15 protein-coding genes are annotated in these 15,197 nt (G+C 62.3%); 8 read left to right on the top strand and 7 right to left on the bottom strand.

The genetic code is table 11. From position 1 onward, the window contains the following. Positions 1 to 2: 2 nt before the first annotated feature. On the bottom strand, positions 3 to 1,784 hold the full coding sequence (locus V1286_RS30915) for an acyl-CoA dehydrogenase family protein (RefSeq protein ID WP_334486104.1): 1,782 nt from the start codon (positions 1,782 to 1,784) through the stop codon (positions 3 to 5). Between the two features lie 160 nt (positions 1,785 to 1,944). Between V1286_RS30915 and V1286_RS30920 the strand changes: the two genes are divergently transcribed. Beyond that, positions 1,945 to 2,646 carry an SDR family NAD(P)-dependent oxidoreductase gene (locus V1286_RS30920; protein ID WP_334486106.1) on the top strand — a complete coding sequence of 234 codons (702 nt, stop codon included), beginning with the start codon at positions 1,945 to 1,947 and terminating at the stop codon, positions 2,644 to 2,646. Positions 2,647 to 2,763: 117 nt separating this feature from the next. After that, positions 2,764 to 3,594, top strand: coding sequence for an enoyl-CoA hydratase (locus tag V1286_RS30925; RefSeq protein ID WP_334486108.1), 831 nt, complete (start codon positions 2,764 to 2,766; stop codon positions 3,592 to 3,594). Between the two features lie 105 nt (positions 3,595 to 3,699). Here the strand turns inward: V1286_RS30925 and V1286_RS30930 are convergent, their stop codons facing one another. The 3 genes from V1286_RS30930 to V1286_RS30940 all read right to left on the bottom strand — a co-directional run bounded on the left by V1286_RS30930 (position 3,700) and on the right by V1286_RS30940 (position 5,116). Beyond that, positions 3,700 to 4,101 carry a nuclear transport factor 2 family protein gene (locus tag V1286_RS30930; protein ID WP_334486110.1) on the bottom strand — a complete coding sequence of 134 codons (402 nt, stop codon included), beginning with the start codon at positions 4,099 to 4,101 and terminating at the stop codon, positions 3,700 to 3,702. A 118-nt stretch (positions 4,102 to 4,219) separates the two neighbouring features. Continuing rightward, a complete protein-coding gene (locus tag V1286_RS30935) occupies positions 4,220 to 4,840 on the bottom strand; it encodes a GNAT family N-acetyltransferase (RefSeq protein ID WP_334486113.1) in 621 nt (206 codons plus the stop codon). 72 nt (positions 4,841 to 4,912) lie between these two features. Further along, a complete protein-coding gene (locus V1286_RS30940; RefSeq protein ID WP_334486116.1) occupies positions 4,913 to 5,116 on the bottom strand; it encodes a DUF1127 domain-containing protein in 204 nt (67 codons plus the stop codon). A gap of 114 nt (positions 5,117 to 5,230) precedes the next feature. Between V1286_RS30940 and V1286_RS30945 the strand changes: the two genes are divergently transcribed. From V1286_RS30945 to V1286_RS30970, 6 genes are all read left to right on the top strand, one after another. Beyond that, entirely contained in the window at positions 5,231 to 6,130 is a 900-nt protein-coding gene (locus V1286_RS30945; protein WP_334486119.1) for a transcriptional regulator GcvA, read from the top strand. 183 nt (positions 6,131 to 6,313) lie between these two features. After that, positions 6,314 to 7,705, top strand: a complete 1,392-nt coding sequence (tcuA, locus tag V1286_RS30950) for an FAD-dependent tricarballylate dehydrogenase TcuA (RefSeq protein WP_334490023.1) — start codon at positions 6,314 to 6,316, stop codon at positions 7,703 to 7,705. A 105-nt stretch (positions 7,706 to 7,810) separates the two neighbouring features. Next, a complete protein-coding gene (locus V1286_RS30955) occupies positions 7,811 to 8,842 on the top strand; it encodes an alpha/beta hydrolase (RefSeq protein ID WP_334486122.1) in 1,032 nt (343 codons plus the stop codon). Between the two features lie 30 nt (positions 8,843 to 8,872). Then, a complete protein-coding gene (gene tcuB, locus V1286_RS30960) occupies positions 8,873 to 9,979 on the top strand; it encodes a tricarballylate utilization 4Fe-4S protein TcuB (protein WP_334486124.1) in 1,107 nt (368 codons plus the stop codon). A gap of 959 nt (positions 9,980 to 10,938) precedes the next feature. Then, positions 10,939 to 11,232 carry a hypothetical protein gene (locus V1286_RS30965; RefSeq protein ID WP_334486127.1) on the top strand — a complete coding sequence of 98 codons (294 nt, stop codon included), beginning with the start codon at positions 10,939 to 10,941 and terminating at the stop codon, positions 11,230 to 11,232. A 373-nt stretch (positions 11,233 to 11,605) separates the two neighbouring features. Beyond that, positions 11,606 to 11,815: a hypothetical protein gene (locus V1286_RS30970; protein ID WP_334486129.1), complete on the top strand. Its 210-nt coding sequence runs from the start codon at positions 11,606 to 11,608 to the stop codon at positions 11,813 to 11,815. A gap of 321 nt (positions 11,816 to 12,136) precedes the next feature. On the opposite strand, the gene V1286_RS30975 is transcribed toward V1286_RS30970, so the two are convergent. The 3 genes from V1286_RS30975 to V1286_RS30985 form a co-directional block, all read right to left on the bottom strand. Then, positions 12,137 to 12,727 carry a DedA family protein gene (locus V1286_RS30975; protein WP_334486131.1) on the bottom strand — a complete coding sequence of 197 codons (591 nt, stop codon included), beginning with the start codon at positions 12,725 to 12,727 and terminating at the stop codon, positions 12,137 to 12,139. Between the two features lie 144 nt (positions 12,728 to 12,871). Beyond that, complete coding sequence (locus V1286_RS30980) at positions 12,872 to 13,435, bottom strand: hypothetical protein (protein WP_334486134.1); 564 nt, start codon at positions 13,433 to 13,435, stop codon at positions 12,872 to 12,874. A gap of 36 nt (positions 13,436 to 13,471) precedes the next feature. Beyond that, positions 13,472 to 14,902, bottom strand: a complete 1,431-nt coding sequence (locus V1286_RS30985) for a tetratricopeptide repeat protein (RefSeq protein ID WP_334486137.1) — start codon at positions 14,900 to 14,902, stop codon at positions 13,472 to 13,474. Positions 14,903 to 15,197: the final 295 nt, after the last annotated feature.

The raw sequence follows: 15,197 nt of genomic DNA on the forward strand, positions 1-15,197 counted from the left end.
GCCTACGCTGCGACGAGCAATTCGCCAACCTCGGCCATGCCGACATCGCGATCGCCGAGCAGATGGTCGGTGATGGCGCGCTGGGTAGCATTTTCCGTTAAGCGGAACGGATCGCCCGCCGCAACGCGGTGGTCGACCACCATGCGCGACAGCAATAGCCGCCTGGCATCGCCGCGCATTTCGTGGATGCGACCGCCCTCCCAGGCCAGCGCGACCGCGCTGGCGACATGATAGAGCAGGCTGGTGGCGCGCCGCGCATCGCCCTCATTGTCGCTCCGGCTGGCCACTTCGCGCGCGAAGCCGACGGCGCGGTCGGTCAAGTCCCGCAGGCGGTCGCGCCAGGCCTGCGGCACGTTGGCGCTGTCGTCGAGACGGGCGTGCAGGTCCGCCGCCAACGCCGCATCGGCACCGTGACGACCGACCGCGCGCGTCAGCGCATCGATCGCGACGATGTTGCCGGTGCCTTCCCAGATCGATCCGAGATGGGCATCACGCAGCAGCCGCGCAGTCGCAAATTCCTCGATATAGCCAATACCGCCGCGCATCTCCAACGCATCGCCGCAGACCTTTCGCGCATCGCGCGTCGCGCGGAATTTCAAGGTCGGCGTCAGGATCCGCAGCAGCGCCGCCGCATCCTGGCTGCCGGCCTCCGCCCGATCGAGCGCATCTGCCGTGAGAAAACTCATCGACAGCGCCTGCTCGGTCGGCAGCATGATCTTCATCAATTGCCGGCGTGCCAGCGGCAAGTCGACGATACGCTGGCCGAACACCACGCGATTTTTCGCGACCGTCATCGCGTCATGATACGCGCGCCGCATCAGCGCGGTGGATTTGACGCCATTACTAAGCCGCGAGGAATTGACCATCTCGGCCATCTGTACAAAACCGCGATCGAGCTTGCCGACGGCATAGGCAATCGCACCCTCGAACTTGATCTCCCCGGATGCCATCGAACGGGTGCCGAGCTTGTCCTTCAGGCGAACGATCCGGTAGTGGTTTTGCGAGCCGTCGTCGAGGTGCCGCGGCATCAGGAACAGCCCGACGCCGCGCGTGCCGGGACCTGCTCCCTCGGGTCGCGCCAACAGCATCACCACCTTGGCATCGGCATTGGAGCAGAACCACTTTTCGCCATAGAGCCGCCAGTGGTCCCCTTCCTGCACGGCTTTCGTCGTCAGCGTGCCGACGTCGGAGCCGCCCTCCTTCTCGGTCATGAACTGGCCGCCCTGGGTGAGTTTGCTCATGTCAGTCTGGGTCAGGCCGTCCAGATACTTCGCCTTTAGCGCTTCGCTGCCGAAATTGTTGAGCAGTTTGGCGCAGCCGTCGGTGACGTTGATCGGACAGCCCATGCCGAACTCGGTCTGATTGAACAGGAACGTGAAGGCGTGCTTGGCCACCACAGGGTATTTGTCCGGCCAGCCCATGATGCCCTTGCGGATCGACAGCGCGTGAATGCCGAACTCGCCGAACGCGGCTTTTTCCAGCTCGCGATAGGCCGGGTGATATTCGATGTACTGCGTATCGCGGCCGAACTTGTCGCGCTGGTGCAGCACCGGCGTGTGGCGGTCGGCGAGCCGCGCGCATTCGTCGAGATAGCCGCCGGCCAACTCGCCGAGGCGATCGAGATGCGGCTCGATATGGCGGAACAGTGCATCAGGGAGATGCAAGCGAAGCAGATCCGTCAATGCCGGATCGGCCCGGTAGAAATTCATTCCCGTCGTATCCGGCGCGAGCAATCCCGGCTGATTGGCTGACGCTGATGCACCGTCCTGCATGAGTGGATGCATTTTTAGCCCTTGTTCGTTTCGCCCGATGTTGGTCAACTACCGATAACGCAGGCGGACGTGCCGTCAACAAGCATAATTGGAGGGCCTCCCCATGGCGGACGATTGCCAGGCGGAATCGGGTTCCTAGATACTAAGTCCCGACCATCGGAGGACCGCGCCCATGGAATTGCCAAAATACAAGATTGCCCTGATCGTCGGCGTCGGCGAAGGATTGAGCGCATCGCTGGCGCGGCTGTTCGCCCGCGAAGGCATCAAGGTTGCGCTCGCCGCGCGCAAGATAGAGAAGCTCGGCGCGCTCTGCACCGAGACCGGCGCCCGTGCCTTTGCCTGCAATGCGACCGAGGTTGAGGAGGTCGAGCGGCTGTTCGGCATGGTCGAGCGCGAGATCGGTACGCCGGATATCGTCGTCTATAACGCCAGCGGACGGGCGCGCGGCGCTTTCACCGACCTGGTGCCGGCAGATGTCGCGCAGGCGATTGCCGTTTCGGCGTTCGGCGGTTTTCTGGTGGCCCAACAGGCGGCCACACGCATGCTGCCCAACAAGCACGGCGCGATCCTGTTCACCGGTGCCTCCGCCAGCGTCAAAGGCTATGCGCAATCGGCGCCGTTTGCGATGGGCAAGTTCGCGCTGCGCGGGCTTGCCCAGAGCATGGCGCGCGAATTGTCGCCGCAGGGCATCCACGTTGCGCATTTCGTCATCGATGGCGGCATCCGCAGCGCGGCGCGTAGCGAGCCGACCGACCGGCCGGACTCGATGCTCGATCCGGATGCGATTGCATTGAGCTACTGGAGCGTACTGCAGCAACCGCGTAGCGCCTGGACCTGGGAGGTCGAACTGCGGCCGTGGGTGGAGAAGTTTTGAGACGGCCACCGCCGTCATTGCGAGCGCAGCGAAGCAATCCATGGCGCCGCAGTACGGAAAGATGGATTGCTTCGTCGCTTACGCTCCTCGCAATGACGGGGACAGGAATGGGGACCCATGACCACCGAAACCAAGATCGACACCGGCACCGACGAACTGCTCTGCATGATCCGCGACCGGGTCGCCATCATCACGCTGAACCGCCCCGAGGCGCGCAACGCGATGTCGGATAATCTGACCCCGGCCTTGCGCAGCATGATCAAGGCCTGCGGCGAGAATCCCGATGTCGGCGTGCTGTTGCTGACCGGCGCCGGCACGGCGTTCTGCGCCGGCGGCAACGTCAAGGGCATGGGGGCGAATCGCGACAAGACGAAGCTCGCAATGTCCCATGACGAGCGGGTCGCCGATCTGCAGGAGCGACAGCGTCTCCTGACCGGCGCGCTGGTTTCGGTGCGCAAGCCGACCATTGCCGCCCTGCCCGGCCCCGCGGTCGGCGCCGGTCTCGCTCTGGCGATGGCCTGCGACATGCGAATCGCCGCGCAATCGGCATTCCTTTCCACCGGCTACCTCAAGGTGGGTCTGAGCGGCGATTATGGCATCGCCTGGCTCCTGACACGATTGGTCGGCACTTCGCGGGCACGGGAATTGATGTTCACTTGCGACAGGGTCGATGCGGCCAGGTGCGAGGCGATCGGCCTGGTGAACCGCGTGGTCCCCGACGACAGGCTGCACGCGGAGGCCTTCGCGCTCGCTAAATCGATCGCCGAAGGACCGACGATCGCGATCCGCTACATGAAGGATAATCTGGACGAAGCCTTGATGTTCGATTTCGCCACAGCGCGCGATCATGAGGCCGAGCGCATGATCCGGGCACAGGTGACAGCCGATCACAAGGAGGCCGTGCAGGCCTTCATCGACAAGCGCAAGCCGGTGTTCAGGGGAAGTTGAGCGTTGCCGTGGCCGGGATGAAGCGGAGCGCAATCCGGGGCCGCTCTCACATGCGGCAAGAGAGACCGTCCCCGGACTGCGTTGCGCTCCATCCGGGCTACGAGTCTAGATCGGATTCTCTTCAAACAGCCGCGCCACCATCACCGAGTCGAGATAGGCGCGGACGCGCATGATGGTGTCGCTCTTGAAGTAGCAGACCCAGCAATAATGATTGTCGAAGCGAAAGCCGTTCTTCGCGATCGCTTCGGAATGCAGTTCGACGATGGCGATATCATCCTGCACGATCAGGTTATCGACGTGCAACTGCGCCCCGTTCGGCAACACCTGGCCGAGCTTGGCGAAGGTGCCGGCGATGAAATCGGCTTTCGACAAATAGCGCCCGGCGAGCGGATGCGTGCCCATTACGGTCCAATCGGCGTCGTCGGCGACGTGGGTGAAAAAGCCCGCGCCATCGCCCTGCTCGAGACCGGCGAAAATCTGTCGCACGAAACCAGCATCGACTGTCATGACCGGGCCCTCACATCGGCGAGGTGGAGGCTAGACCGGGACATGGGGATTATCAACGCCGTGGCGCTGTCGGCAGAAAATAGCCCGGTTCTGGTACGGCCAGAACCGGGCTCAGTCGTCAAACCGCAAGCGAGGACATTGCGCTGGGAGAGACGGCGGCAAGCCGCCAACTGGCGCATGGGATTTCCTGCGGTTCGACATGGATCTGCTTCTGGAAGCGCGTCAGCTTCCAGTCGCCGGGGGTATTGGTGAAGGCGTAGCCGGCCTTGCGGGCGAGCGCGATCATCGCGTCGTTGGAGCGCAGCGTGTCGCCGAACACGCGCGCGGCACCGAACGAAGCCGCGCGGCATTCCAGATTCTTCAACAGCGCCTTGCCGATGCCATGGCCCTGCCAGCGGTCGTCGATCGACAGGCCGAATTCGATCGCGGCGGTCTCGCTGTCGAAGGCATAGCGCGCTTCGCCGACGATGGTCTCGCGGCCCTCGACCATCATGGTCGCGACCACGCTGAACCGGTCGGCTTCGCCAATATGGATGAAATCCTCGAGCAGCGATGGCGGCAGTTCGCTGGCCGCGCCGAGGAAACGGTTGTAGCGGGAGCGCGTCGTCAGCGAGCGGAAATAGTTCTGCAGCGCCCCGGCATCGCGGGGCTCGACGAAGCGCACGGTCACAGCCTCGCCGCGCCGCGAACGCAGCACGTCGGAATATTGCGTGAGATCGTCGAGGCGCATCGTGCTCATGGGTCGCTCCCGCGGAGCTCAGGAAAATTGGCCGGCGTCCCCGTGATCAGGCGACGCCAGCCTGGCTGCCATCTAAGCCCGCCAGAACGGCTTTTCGGCCTCGTAGGCGATGTCGCTCCAGGAGATGCCGATGTCGTGCAGTTCCCGCTCGGACCACTGGGCCAGTTCGCGACGCGACCGGTAGCGCTGCCGCCAGAGATTGAGGGTTTCGGCCACCTGGGTCAAAAAGCCCGTACCATGATGATTTATCATCGATTCATGCGTGTAAGTGGACATTCTCAACTCCTATAGTAATCTGTTGCTGCGAATATCTGTCCTATCTGAGCCATTCACAAACGACACTTTGTACCGTTTCGGATGATATAAACTCATGTATTTGGAGATCACGGAATGACCTCCAGGCTGCCGTCGCTGAATGGATTGCGGGCGTTTGAGGCCGCGGCCCGACATTTGAGTTTTACCCAGGCGGCCTCCGAGCTGAACGTCACGCAGACCGCGATCAGCCACCAGATCAAGCGGCTGGAGGAAGAGCTCGGCGTTCGCCTCTTTATCCGCCAGAACCGCTCGCTGACGCTGACGGCGGAAGCGCAAGAGTACCTTCCCGGCATTCGCGCCGCGTTCAACGATCTCCGGCTCGCGACCGATCGCCTGCTGCGCAAAGATGACGACCATGTGCTGACGGTGTCGACGTTGGCCTCGCTGGCCGCCAAATGGCTGCTGCCGCGCCTCACGGCTTTTCAGGAATCGCAACCGGGGATCGACGTTCGCATCACGACCTCGATCAACCTGGTCGACTTCCAGCGCGACAAGGTCGATGCCGCGATCCGCTACGGCCGCGGCCAGTGGCCTGGCGTTCGCGCCGACTGGCTGATGGCGGACGAGCTTTTCCCGGTGTGCAGCCCGGCGCTGCTCAAGGGCAACAAGCCGCTGAAATGCCCCGAAGACCTCCGGGATCACGTGCTGCTGCATACCAGCAACGCGAATAGCGACGACTGGCGGCTGTGGTTGACGGCGGCCGGGTTGCCGGCCGATTTCTCGAAACAGCCGGGCCTGACCTTCGACATGATCTTCATGACGGTGCAGGCCGCGATCGATGGCCTCGGCGTCGCCATGGGTCGCACCGCTTATGTGCAGGAGGACATCGCCAAGGGACGGCTGGTCGTTCCCTTCAACATCGCATTTCCGGTCGACGCCGGTTTTTATCTGGTCTCGCCCACGGGGCGAACCGACCCGCCCAAACTCGCGGCCTTCCGGCAATGGCTGCTCGCCTCCGTGCAGAGCAAGCCGTGACATCGCAGATATTCCGCGATCCGAGTTGCACGCGACATCGTCGCATACGGCGGCACTTATCGACGAAGTTCGAGCACGAGAGACGTGACGCGGTCGCGAGAGCAGGCTAGAAAATCGCCGGGGCGGATGGATTTGCTTGCCGGCTTTCCATGCCAACAACGATAACAAGAGCGCATGGCTGATTTGACTCGGAAATTTGATGTGCTGGTGATCGGCGGCGGCAACGCCGCTTTGTGCGCCGCCATCAGCGCCCGGCGAGCGGGCGCTTCCGTGCTGGTGCTGGAAGGCGCGCCAAAGTTCTATCGCGGCGGTAACACCCGCCACACCCGCAACATGCGCTGTGCCCATGATGCCGCGACCGACATCCTCACCGGCCCGTACACCGAAGAAGAATTCTGGGACGATCTGCTGCGCCTGACCGGCGGGCAGACCGACGAGGAACTGGCCAAGTTCATGATCGCCGAGTCCAAGGACATCCTGAACTGGATCGTCGAACAGGGCGTGCGCTGGCAACCCTCGCTCGGCGGCACGCTGAGCCTCGGCCGCACCAATTCGTTCTTCCTCGGTGGCGGACGCGCGATGCTCAACGCGCTTTATCTCACCGCGGAAAAACTCGGCGTCGAGATCGCCTACGATGCTGAAGTGACCGATCTCCAGATCGAGGAGGGCATGTTTCTGTCCGCGACGCTGAAGCAGCCGATCGATGGCGCCGCCGAAATCCGCGCTTCGGCGCTGGTCGCCGCCGCCGGTGGATTTGAAGCCAACATCGAATGGCTCAAGGAATACTGGGGCGATGCCGCCGATAATTTCCTGATCCGCGGCACGCCCTATAACCGCGGCTCCATTCTTAAGCTCCTGCTCGACAAGGGCGTGCAGGACATCGGCGATCCCACCCAATGCCACGCGGTGGCGATCGATGCCCGCGCGCCGAAATTCGACGGCGGCATCATCACGCGGCACGACTCGGTCGTGTTTGGCATCGTCGTCAACAAGCACGCCCAGCGCTTCTACGACGAGGGCGAGGACATCTGGCCGAAGCGCTACGCCATCTGGGGCCGGCTGGTGGCAGCCCAGCCGGATCAGATCGCTTACATCATTTTCGATTCCACTGTTGTCACCAGCTTCATGCCGACGCTGTTTCCGCCGATTGCGGGTGCAACGCTTGCCGAACTCGCCGATAAGCTCGGACTCGAACCGGCCGGGCTGGAGAAAACGGTGACCGATTTCAACGCCGCGGTGCAGCCCGGCACCTTCGACCACACCATCCTCGACGACTGCCGCACCGAAGGCATCACGCCGCCGAAGACGCATTGGGCGCGCAGGATCGAGACGGCGCCTTTTCTCGCCTATCCGGTGCGGCCCGGCATCACCTTCACCTATCTCGGCACCCGCGTGAACAAGCAGTCGCGCATGGTGATGAAGGACGGCAAGCCTTCCGCCAACATGTTCGCGGCCGGTGAGATCATGGCCGGCAATGTGCTTGGCAAGGGATATGCCGCCGGCATCGGCATGACCATCGGCAGCGTGTTCGGCCGCGTGGCGGGACGGGAAGCGGCGAAGAATGCGAGGAATTAGGACGGAGTTCACTCTCCGCGGACACGGTGTGCGGAGAGAGCCCCTCACCCCTACCCTCTCCCCGCGAAGGGCGGGGAGAGGGAGAAGATAACGACGGGAGGATTGATGATGCGCCTTGCGATTGTTTCTGCGGTTTCCGTTTTGATCAGCACGACGCTCGCCAACGCTGCCGAGCCGATTGCGTTGCGCGACATGGGTTCGTTCCATGTCGGCGGGCGCCTGGTCGAGATCTCCGGCAAGCCGGTGAAGGAAGTCACCTTCACGCCCGGCGGCGTGCCTGCGAAGGTTGATCCCAACGGCACCTATCAGGTCGAGCAGATGTATGTGCAGTATTTTCTGCCCGCCAACGAAAAGGGCGCCTATCCGCTGCTGATGTGGCACGGCGGCGGGTTGACTGGCGTCACCTACGAGACGACGCCGGACGGACGCGAGGGCTGGCTGAACTATTTCCTGCGCAAGGGCTGGGCCGTCTACAATTCCGACGCGGTCGAGCGTGGCCGCGCCGGCTGGGCGCAATACCCTGACGTCTTCAAGAGCGAGCCGGTGTTCCTCACGACAGCCAATCCGTTCGAGCGTTTTCGCATCGGCGACGGCGCGGGCTCCTATGATCCCGATCCGGCCAAGCGCAAGCTGATGCCGGGCAGCCAGTTTCCCAACGAAGGCTATGAGAATTTCGTCAAGCAGAACGTGCCGCGCTGGACCACCACCGATGACGCGATCATCGCCGCCTATATCGCCGAGATCGACCGCGTCGGTCCTTCCATCATCCTGTTCCACAGCCAGGCCGGCAGTTTTGGCTTCAAGGTGGCGCAGGCGCGGCCCGACAAGGTCAAGGCCTTGATTGCGATCGAGCCGGCCGGCCTCGGCGATCCCGCCAAGGTCGATGCCTTGAAAGGCATTCCGACGCTGATCGTCTACGGCGACTACATCGAGAAGGATTCGCGCTGGCCGAAAATACGCGCCAACGGCATCGCCTTTGCGGACGCCGTCAAGGCCGCCGGCGGCAGCGTCGATGTCGTCGACCTGCCGCAAGCCGGCATCAAGGGCAATTCGCACATGGTGATGATGGACAAGAACAATGCCGAGGTCGCCGCCCTGATCCAGAAATGGCTCGAGGGCAAGGGGCTGACGAAGTAAGCGGGCCGGCGCGAGCGCAGGAAGCAACAGATGCACGGAACCCGAATTCTGGAGGAAGCCGACCGGCTGATGACGGTCTGCAATTCCTGCCGCTATTGCGAGGGGCTCTGCGCGGTATTTCCGGCGATGGAAATGCGCCGGGCGTTTTCTGATGGCGACCTCAACTACCTCGCCAATCTCTGCCATTCCTGCGGCGCCTGCTACACCGACTGCCAGTTCTCGCCGCCGCATGAATTCGACGTCAATGTGCCGAAGACGCTGGCCGTGGCGCGTGCCGAGTCCTACGCGGCCTATACGTGGCCCCGCGCCTTCTCCGGCGCCTTCGCGCGCAACGGGCTCGTCATCAGCCTCGTTGCCGCGCTCAGCGTCGCCGCGTTCATCTTCGGCTTCGCGGCGCTGAACGACCGGCAGGTGCTGTTTGGCGCCCACACCGGGCCGGGCGCGTTCTACAAACTGATGCCGCACAATGCGATGGCGGCCCTGTTCGGCGCGGCGTTCCTGTACGCGATCGTCGCGCTCGTGATGGGCGTGCGCGCGTTCTGGCGCGACATCGGTGAGCCCGTCGGCATGAAGACCGATATCGGCGCTCTGCTGCAAGCGATCCGTGATGCCGGCGAGTTGCGCTACCTCGACGGCGGCGGGGTCGGCTGCTTCAACGAGGACGACCGCCCGACCGATCGCCGCAAGCTTTATCACCATTTCACCTTTTACGGTTTTGTCCTTTGCTTCGCCTCGACCTGCGTCGCGACGCTGTATCATTATCTGCTGGCGCGCGAGGCGCCGTATGCATGGTGGGATCTGCCGGTCGTGCTCGGCACGCTCGGCGGCATCGGGCTGCTGATCGGGCCGGTCGGCTTGCTCACTGAACGATGGAAGCGCGATCCCGTGCTGGTCGATGAAGCGCGCTACGGCATGGATATCGCGTTCATCGTGATGCTGTTTCTTACCAGCCTGACCGGCATGGCATTGCTGATCCTGCGCGAGACGGCGGCAATGGGGCCGCTGCTGGCGCTGCATCTCGGCGTGGTGTTCTCGCTGTTCATCACCATGCCCTACGGCAAGTTCGTGCACGGCATCTATCGTTTCGTCGCGCTGATGCGTTATGCGATGGAGCGGAAGGCGATGGGGCATATCTGACTTCGTCGTTGCGAGCGAGGCTTGTAGCCCGGATGAGCGAAGCAATATCCGGGGGCGGTGTTGGAGTGGTCCCGGATGTCGCTGCGCTCATCCGGGCTACGGAATCCAGGGGCACTATTCTCTCCACGTCATTGCGAGCGAAGGCGGAAGCAATCCATAGCGCGGCATGCGGAGAAGTGGATTGCTTCGCGGAGCCTGTCATCGGGCAGCGCTTCGCGCCGACCCGGTGGCTCGCAATGACGGCGGATATAGATTCGCCTTCTCGCGGCGCTGATCGCCCGAGGTTTGCATCTTCGTTTGCCCTCCTCGAAATAGAGGGCGCAGGGAAGACCGGGTGCTTGCTGCACCCGCGGTCTCGCGTGCGATTTGCGCAAACAAAAGTGCACACGAGCATACAGGGCAGCGGGAGCATTCCGGCCTTCCCTGCGCAATGGCTTTACGGCTTACTTCGTGCTCTTCCCGGAGAACGGCTTTCTTGCCTCCGTCGCCACGAGAGAAGCTTTGCCTCTCCCGGACTTAGCGCCAGCACCGCGGCGCCCGAACCACACGACTTCGCCGTACGCTCAAGCCACACACGTCAGTCGCAGCTCTCGCGTCCACCGCATCTCACCGCGCGTTCGTGACGATGGCCAACGCCCCTCATCCGCCGTGAGACGGGCGGAGTTATGGGACTGATTTGGGTGAGAACGAAAGCAGAATATTTTTGCGCGAGGGGCTGGACAGGATTCAGGTGATTTGCCCGACAAGTGGTTTTTGTCGCACCTCCTGCCTCCACATCGTCATTGCGAGAGTTCGTGGGGTGGGCGAAGCGAGAACAAGCAAAGCGCACGTTCATTCACATTGCGGTTACTCGGGGACCGAATTTTTCAGCCGCACCCCCGAACCGGTTTTCGTCTGGCGTCGTCGAACTCCCGTGCGAGCCATTCCGGCTTCGCCCGATGAAGGAATGGAGAGTACAGATGTCGATGAAGTTAATGCTGTCTGCGGCAGCCTTGGCCGCGCTCGGCGCGACGAGCGCCGTGGCCGCCCCCGCTTTCGTGGCGGCCCCGTACTGCGAGCAGGCGGTGTCGCGGCAGGCTTGCAGCAATCATATCATCTATGTGGAGCAGCTTCGCGCCCGCGGCCGCCGCGACATTTCACTGAGCTACATGAGGAATCTCGATCCGCGCGAAAACCAGGCGCTGCGTGATGCCGGCGGTGGTGGCGGCGGAGGTGGTGGTGGTGGTGGCGGAGGTGGCAGCGGTGGCCGATAAATAATACCGACCTCGCGATGCGCGATGGCGGATTAGCGCCGCAGGGTGGGCAAAGGCGCAATTGCGCCGTGCCCACCATTCCATCAACAGCGTTACCTTGAATGGTGGGCACGCTTCCGCCTTCGTCCGTTGAGCTACGGCGGACAAATCGGTTTGCTCACCCGACGACATCCATTGCTCAATCCGCTCACACACCATCCTCAGCCGTTGATTCGATTCACCGCAACGTGACTGCTTCGCGCATTTGCACGGGAAGGTGCTAATTGATGCACGAATGCGCGCTATTTGGTCTGGCATTAGCGCTTACCAGTACCTATCTGTGAATCAGGAAGGAAATTCGCCCCAAGGACAACTCCTATAATGGAGCCATCTAATGGCGAATGTTCTAACCACTGGGGCCTGGCTTTCTGCTCCGACCAAAAAACCCTCATTTTTCGCACGATTATTGCGCGCCCACGTCGAATCCAATCAGCGGCGGGCTGACCGCGTTGTTGAGGCGTATATTGCTGCCCACGGGCTGCAGAAGCTGTCTGATGATGCAGAGCGGCAAATCAGTCGCTTGCTTGTCAAGCCGGGCCAATAGCCATGGTCACACTCATCCTCATGCACTTGGCAACCAAGCTCGCCCGTTTTGGCAACGAGGTTGGTGAGACGTGGCGCGAAGCGCAGCGGCTTCGTCGCACCCTTGCCGGCCCAATAGAGGAGTAAGCGAAAGCGCAGGGTGAGCAAAGGCGCGGAAGCGCCGTGCTCCATCATCGCGCATACGCTCTGGGCACCTGGAGCCCGTCATCACCGCGCGAGCGCAATTGTGCTCGTCGAGGGGCGTGCATTCGTGCGCCCCGGTGGCTTTTCTACGCTGTGCGCATCGCCGTCCGGCGATCCGCAACCGGTCGCGCCGCCCGCTTCAGTATCGCTCCACGATCTGCTCGAGCTTCCTGCTGAGCAACCAGGACAGGCCGAGGAACGCGACCAGCATCACGATGCCCAGGCCCGAAGAGGCATTGTTGATGGACGTCTCGGAGAATTGACCGAAGGCATAGCCGGCCGAGACAACGACGCCGGACCAAAGGCCGGCAGCTGCGAAGTTGAGCGCGAGGAATGTGGACCAGGGCAGCCGCGATATGCCGTAGGCAAACCCCGCGAGCCCGCGGATGCCATGCGGGAAACGATGAAACAGGATCATCCAGACATAATAACGGTCCGTCAGGCGGACGACGGTATTCACGGGGCGCTCGAACCGCGGAAAACGAAGGAGCAAGCGGGCACCGTAGCGCCGCCCGATCCAGAAGCGAATGATGTCGCCGGCGAAACTGCCGAACCAGCAGATCACGATGAGCGTGCCAAGAGCCAGCGCGCCCGAATGCGCCGCGTAGCCCGCGAACAGCGCAAGCAACAGGCTATGCGAGGCCGCATAGGCAAACATGAAACTGTAGGCCGCATCGCCATGCTGGCGTATGAGGTCGAGGAACGAGGTCAGATCCGTCGGAAACAGCAATGTAAGCCCACCCAAATTCGCTCTTGGAGTGTTCCCCCAGATGAGTGGGTTCGGCCTGAACGCTAGCACTCCGCGGAAGGCCACGAAAGCCCAATGGGCACGCACCTCGCCCAGGACGCGGCCATGTTGTGATGATTTGCCGCACTAAAGACCGAGCGTTACCTCGGCCCAGCGAATGACAGTCTCGCTGCTCAGGAAAGCGACTATGCTGGGCTCAAGCGGTGCCGGACGAGGATGTGCGACAATGGCTGTTGCGACAACGACGTCGCAACGATCATTGAACGCAATCGCAAGCGCTGAACTTTGCGGGCGCTGGGTAGTGTATGCGCGGCTGCGCCCCTTCATCCATGCAACAGTGATGGGGCTACCGGCAGCCAAGGCCGAAGGTCTTTCACCCATCAGCCTGAGGTCAGCCACGCGATCAAGCTCCTCGTCGTCTGCAACTCCGGTCGTACAGTTGCAGAAGCCGATCTTGGCTCGAACGTAAACGTTGACCTCGACCCCACAATCGGCTGCTGCGCAACGAAACGCTTTGCCTTTGCCCCACTCGTCCACGGGAAAGGGCCATTGAGCCTCCGTCCATGCGGGACGACGTGGTGTTTCGACCGCGCCGTCGCGCACGTATGAAGGCCATTGATACCAGGCAAGCGCGACTAACCCGCCGAGGCTAAAGCCCGCGATGGCAGCAATAGCAACTGTCCGTTTCATCGTATGCCCGCCAGTCGAACGATCCCGGTTACTCGCCTAATTGCTCGCGACAAATGACCGTGCCGCCGCCAGCGTCGGCCGCTCGGAACTGGATTCAGCAGCCAGCGCGATCAGCTTCCCGTAGGTGGCTTTGGCCTTGGCCGCATCGCCTGCAGCCTGTGCAGCCATGGCCGCACCGACATAGCCGTTGTAACGGTTAGGCTCCTTCGCCATCGTGGCTTCGAACACCGCAAGTGCCTCCTTGGCCATGCCGCGATCGAGCAGCATGGCTCCATACAATTCACGCGCCGGCGCCAGCGGACCGGGCGTGACGGGCGCCTTCTCGGTATTATCTTCGGCGCTGACAGCGGCGCTCATAGCCTTGAGCGCCTCATCGTGATTACCGCTGGCATAAAGAACCCAGGCGGTCGCAACCTGCTCCTGAACATCGACCTGCCCGGCCCAGTAGCCGTTCTTGGCCTCTCGAAGCCTGTCGCGCAATTCAGCGAGCTTGGCCGTATCGGCCTTGGCCGCATCGATCTTCCCGGTGCGGGCAGCGCCGATCGCCCGGGCAAAATGCGTGATAGCCATGGCATGCAGGAATTTGCTGGGCCTGACCTCGAGGTTCGCCGCACCGTTCCAATCGCCGCGCTCCACCATATAGCGCGCCGGCGCAGCCGCTTGCGAAAACGCGGCTGCGAAGGCGTCTGCATCGGGCCGCAACGCCTCGATTTCGGTGACGACGCCGAGCGCCTCCTTGTCCTGACCAAGCTGCAGATAGGCGTAGACCAGATAATCCTGGCCGTGCATCTGATCGCCCAGTTCCTTGCTGCCCTTCGCAGCTTGAACGGATGCCAGGTTGGCGGCGATTGAATCCTTCCAATAGCCGACCCGCGTAAAAATGTGAGAAGGCATGTGCTGCGCGTGCGGCGCATTGGGCGCGATCTTTGAATAGCGCAGCGCCGGGGGCAGACCTTTGGCAGCGATCGGCGGATAATCGTACAGGTGGATCAGGTAATGGGCGACACCCGGATGCTGAGGTTGGCGCTCCAGGATCGGCCCGAGAATCGCCGCGCCTTTCAGTTGATTGGCATAGGTCTTGTCCGACGGCGAGGCCGCGACGTTCAGCGCGATCGCATAGAAGATCTGCGCCTCGTCATCGGCGGGATAACGGCCGGCAAGAGTTTCCATGGCTTTCAGGTAGGACTGAACCCGCGCCTGATGCGGAATCTTCTCATAATCGACGTACATGACCGACAGCGCATCGATATAGTCGCGCTCGCGTTCAGTCTTGGCGCCGGCTGCCTTTGCTTTTTCAATTGCACCAAGCCCAAGCGGAAGATTGGGAGCCGGAATCGGGCTGTGCGGGTTGTTCAGATACGATAGCGCGATACCCCAATATGCTATGGCGCATCCCGGGTCGGCCTTGAGCGTCTCTTCGTAAATTTCCTTTGATGCGGTGTACCAGAACGAATGCTGGTATCGCATCGCGCGATCAAATCGTCGTTGCGCCGTTTCATTGCAGGACGTTTCGAAGTGAACAGTCCCCAACTTCTGATCGGCGGATTCTTGTGCGAGACCCGGGCTGGCAAATCCAAGCGCTGTGACGCCTGCTAAGGCAATTGCAAATAGCGATGCACGCATGATTTTCTCCCTTGTCGACTGGGCGCAGCTTCTCCTTCGTTAATCCAGCCAGCATAGGCCTCGCGAACGTCAGCCTCAAGCACAGCAAGTCAGTCACAGTGTGAAATAGTTCATATGTGAGGGCAGCGACAGCCCCGCG

This window comes from Bradyrhizobium algeriense, from assembly GCF_036924595.1.
Lineage (GTDB): Bacteria > Pseudomonadota > Alphaproteobacteria > Rhizobiales > Xanthobacteraceae > Bradyrhizobium > Bradyrhizobium algeriense.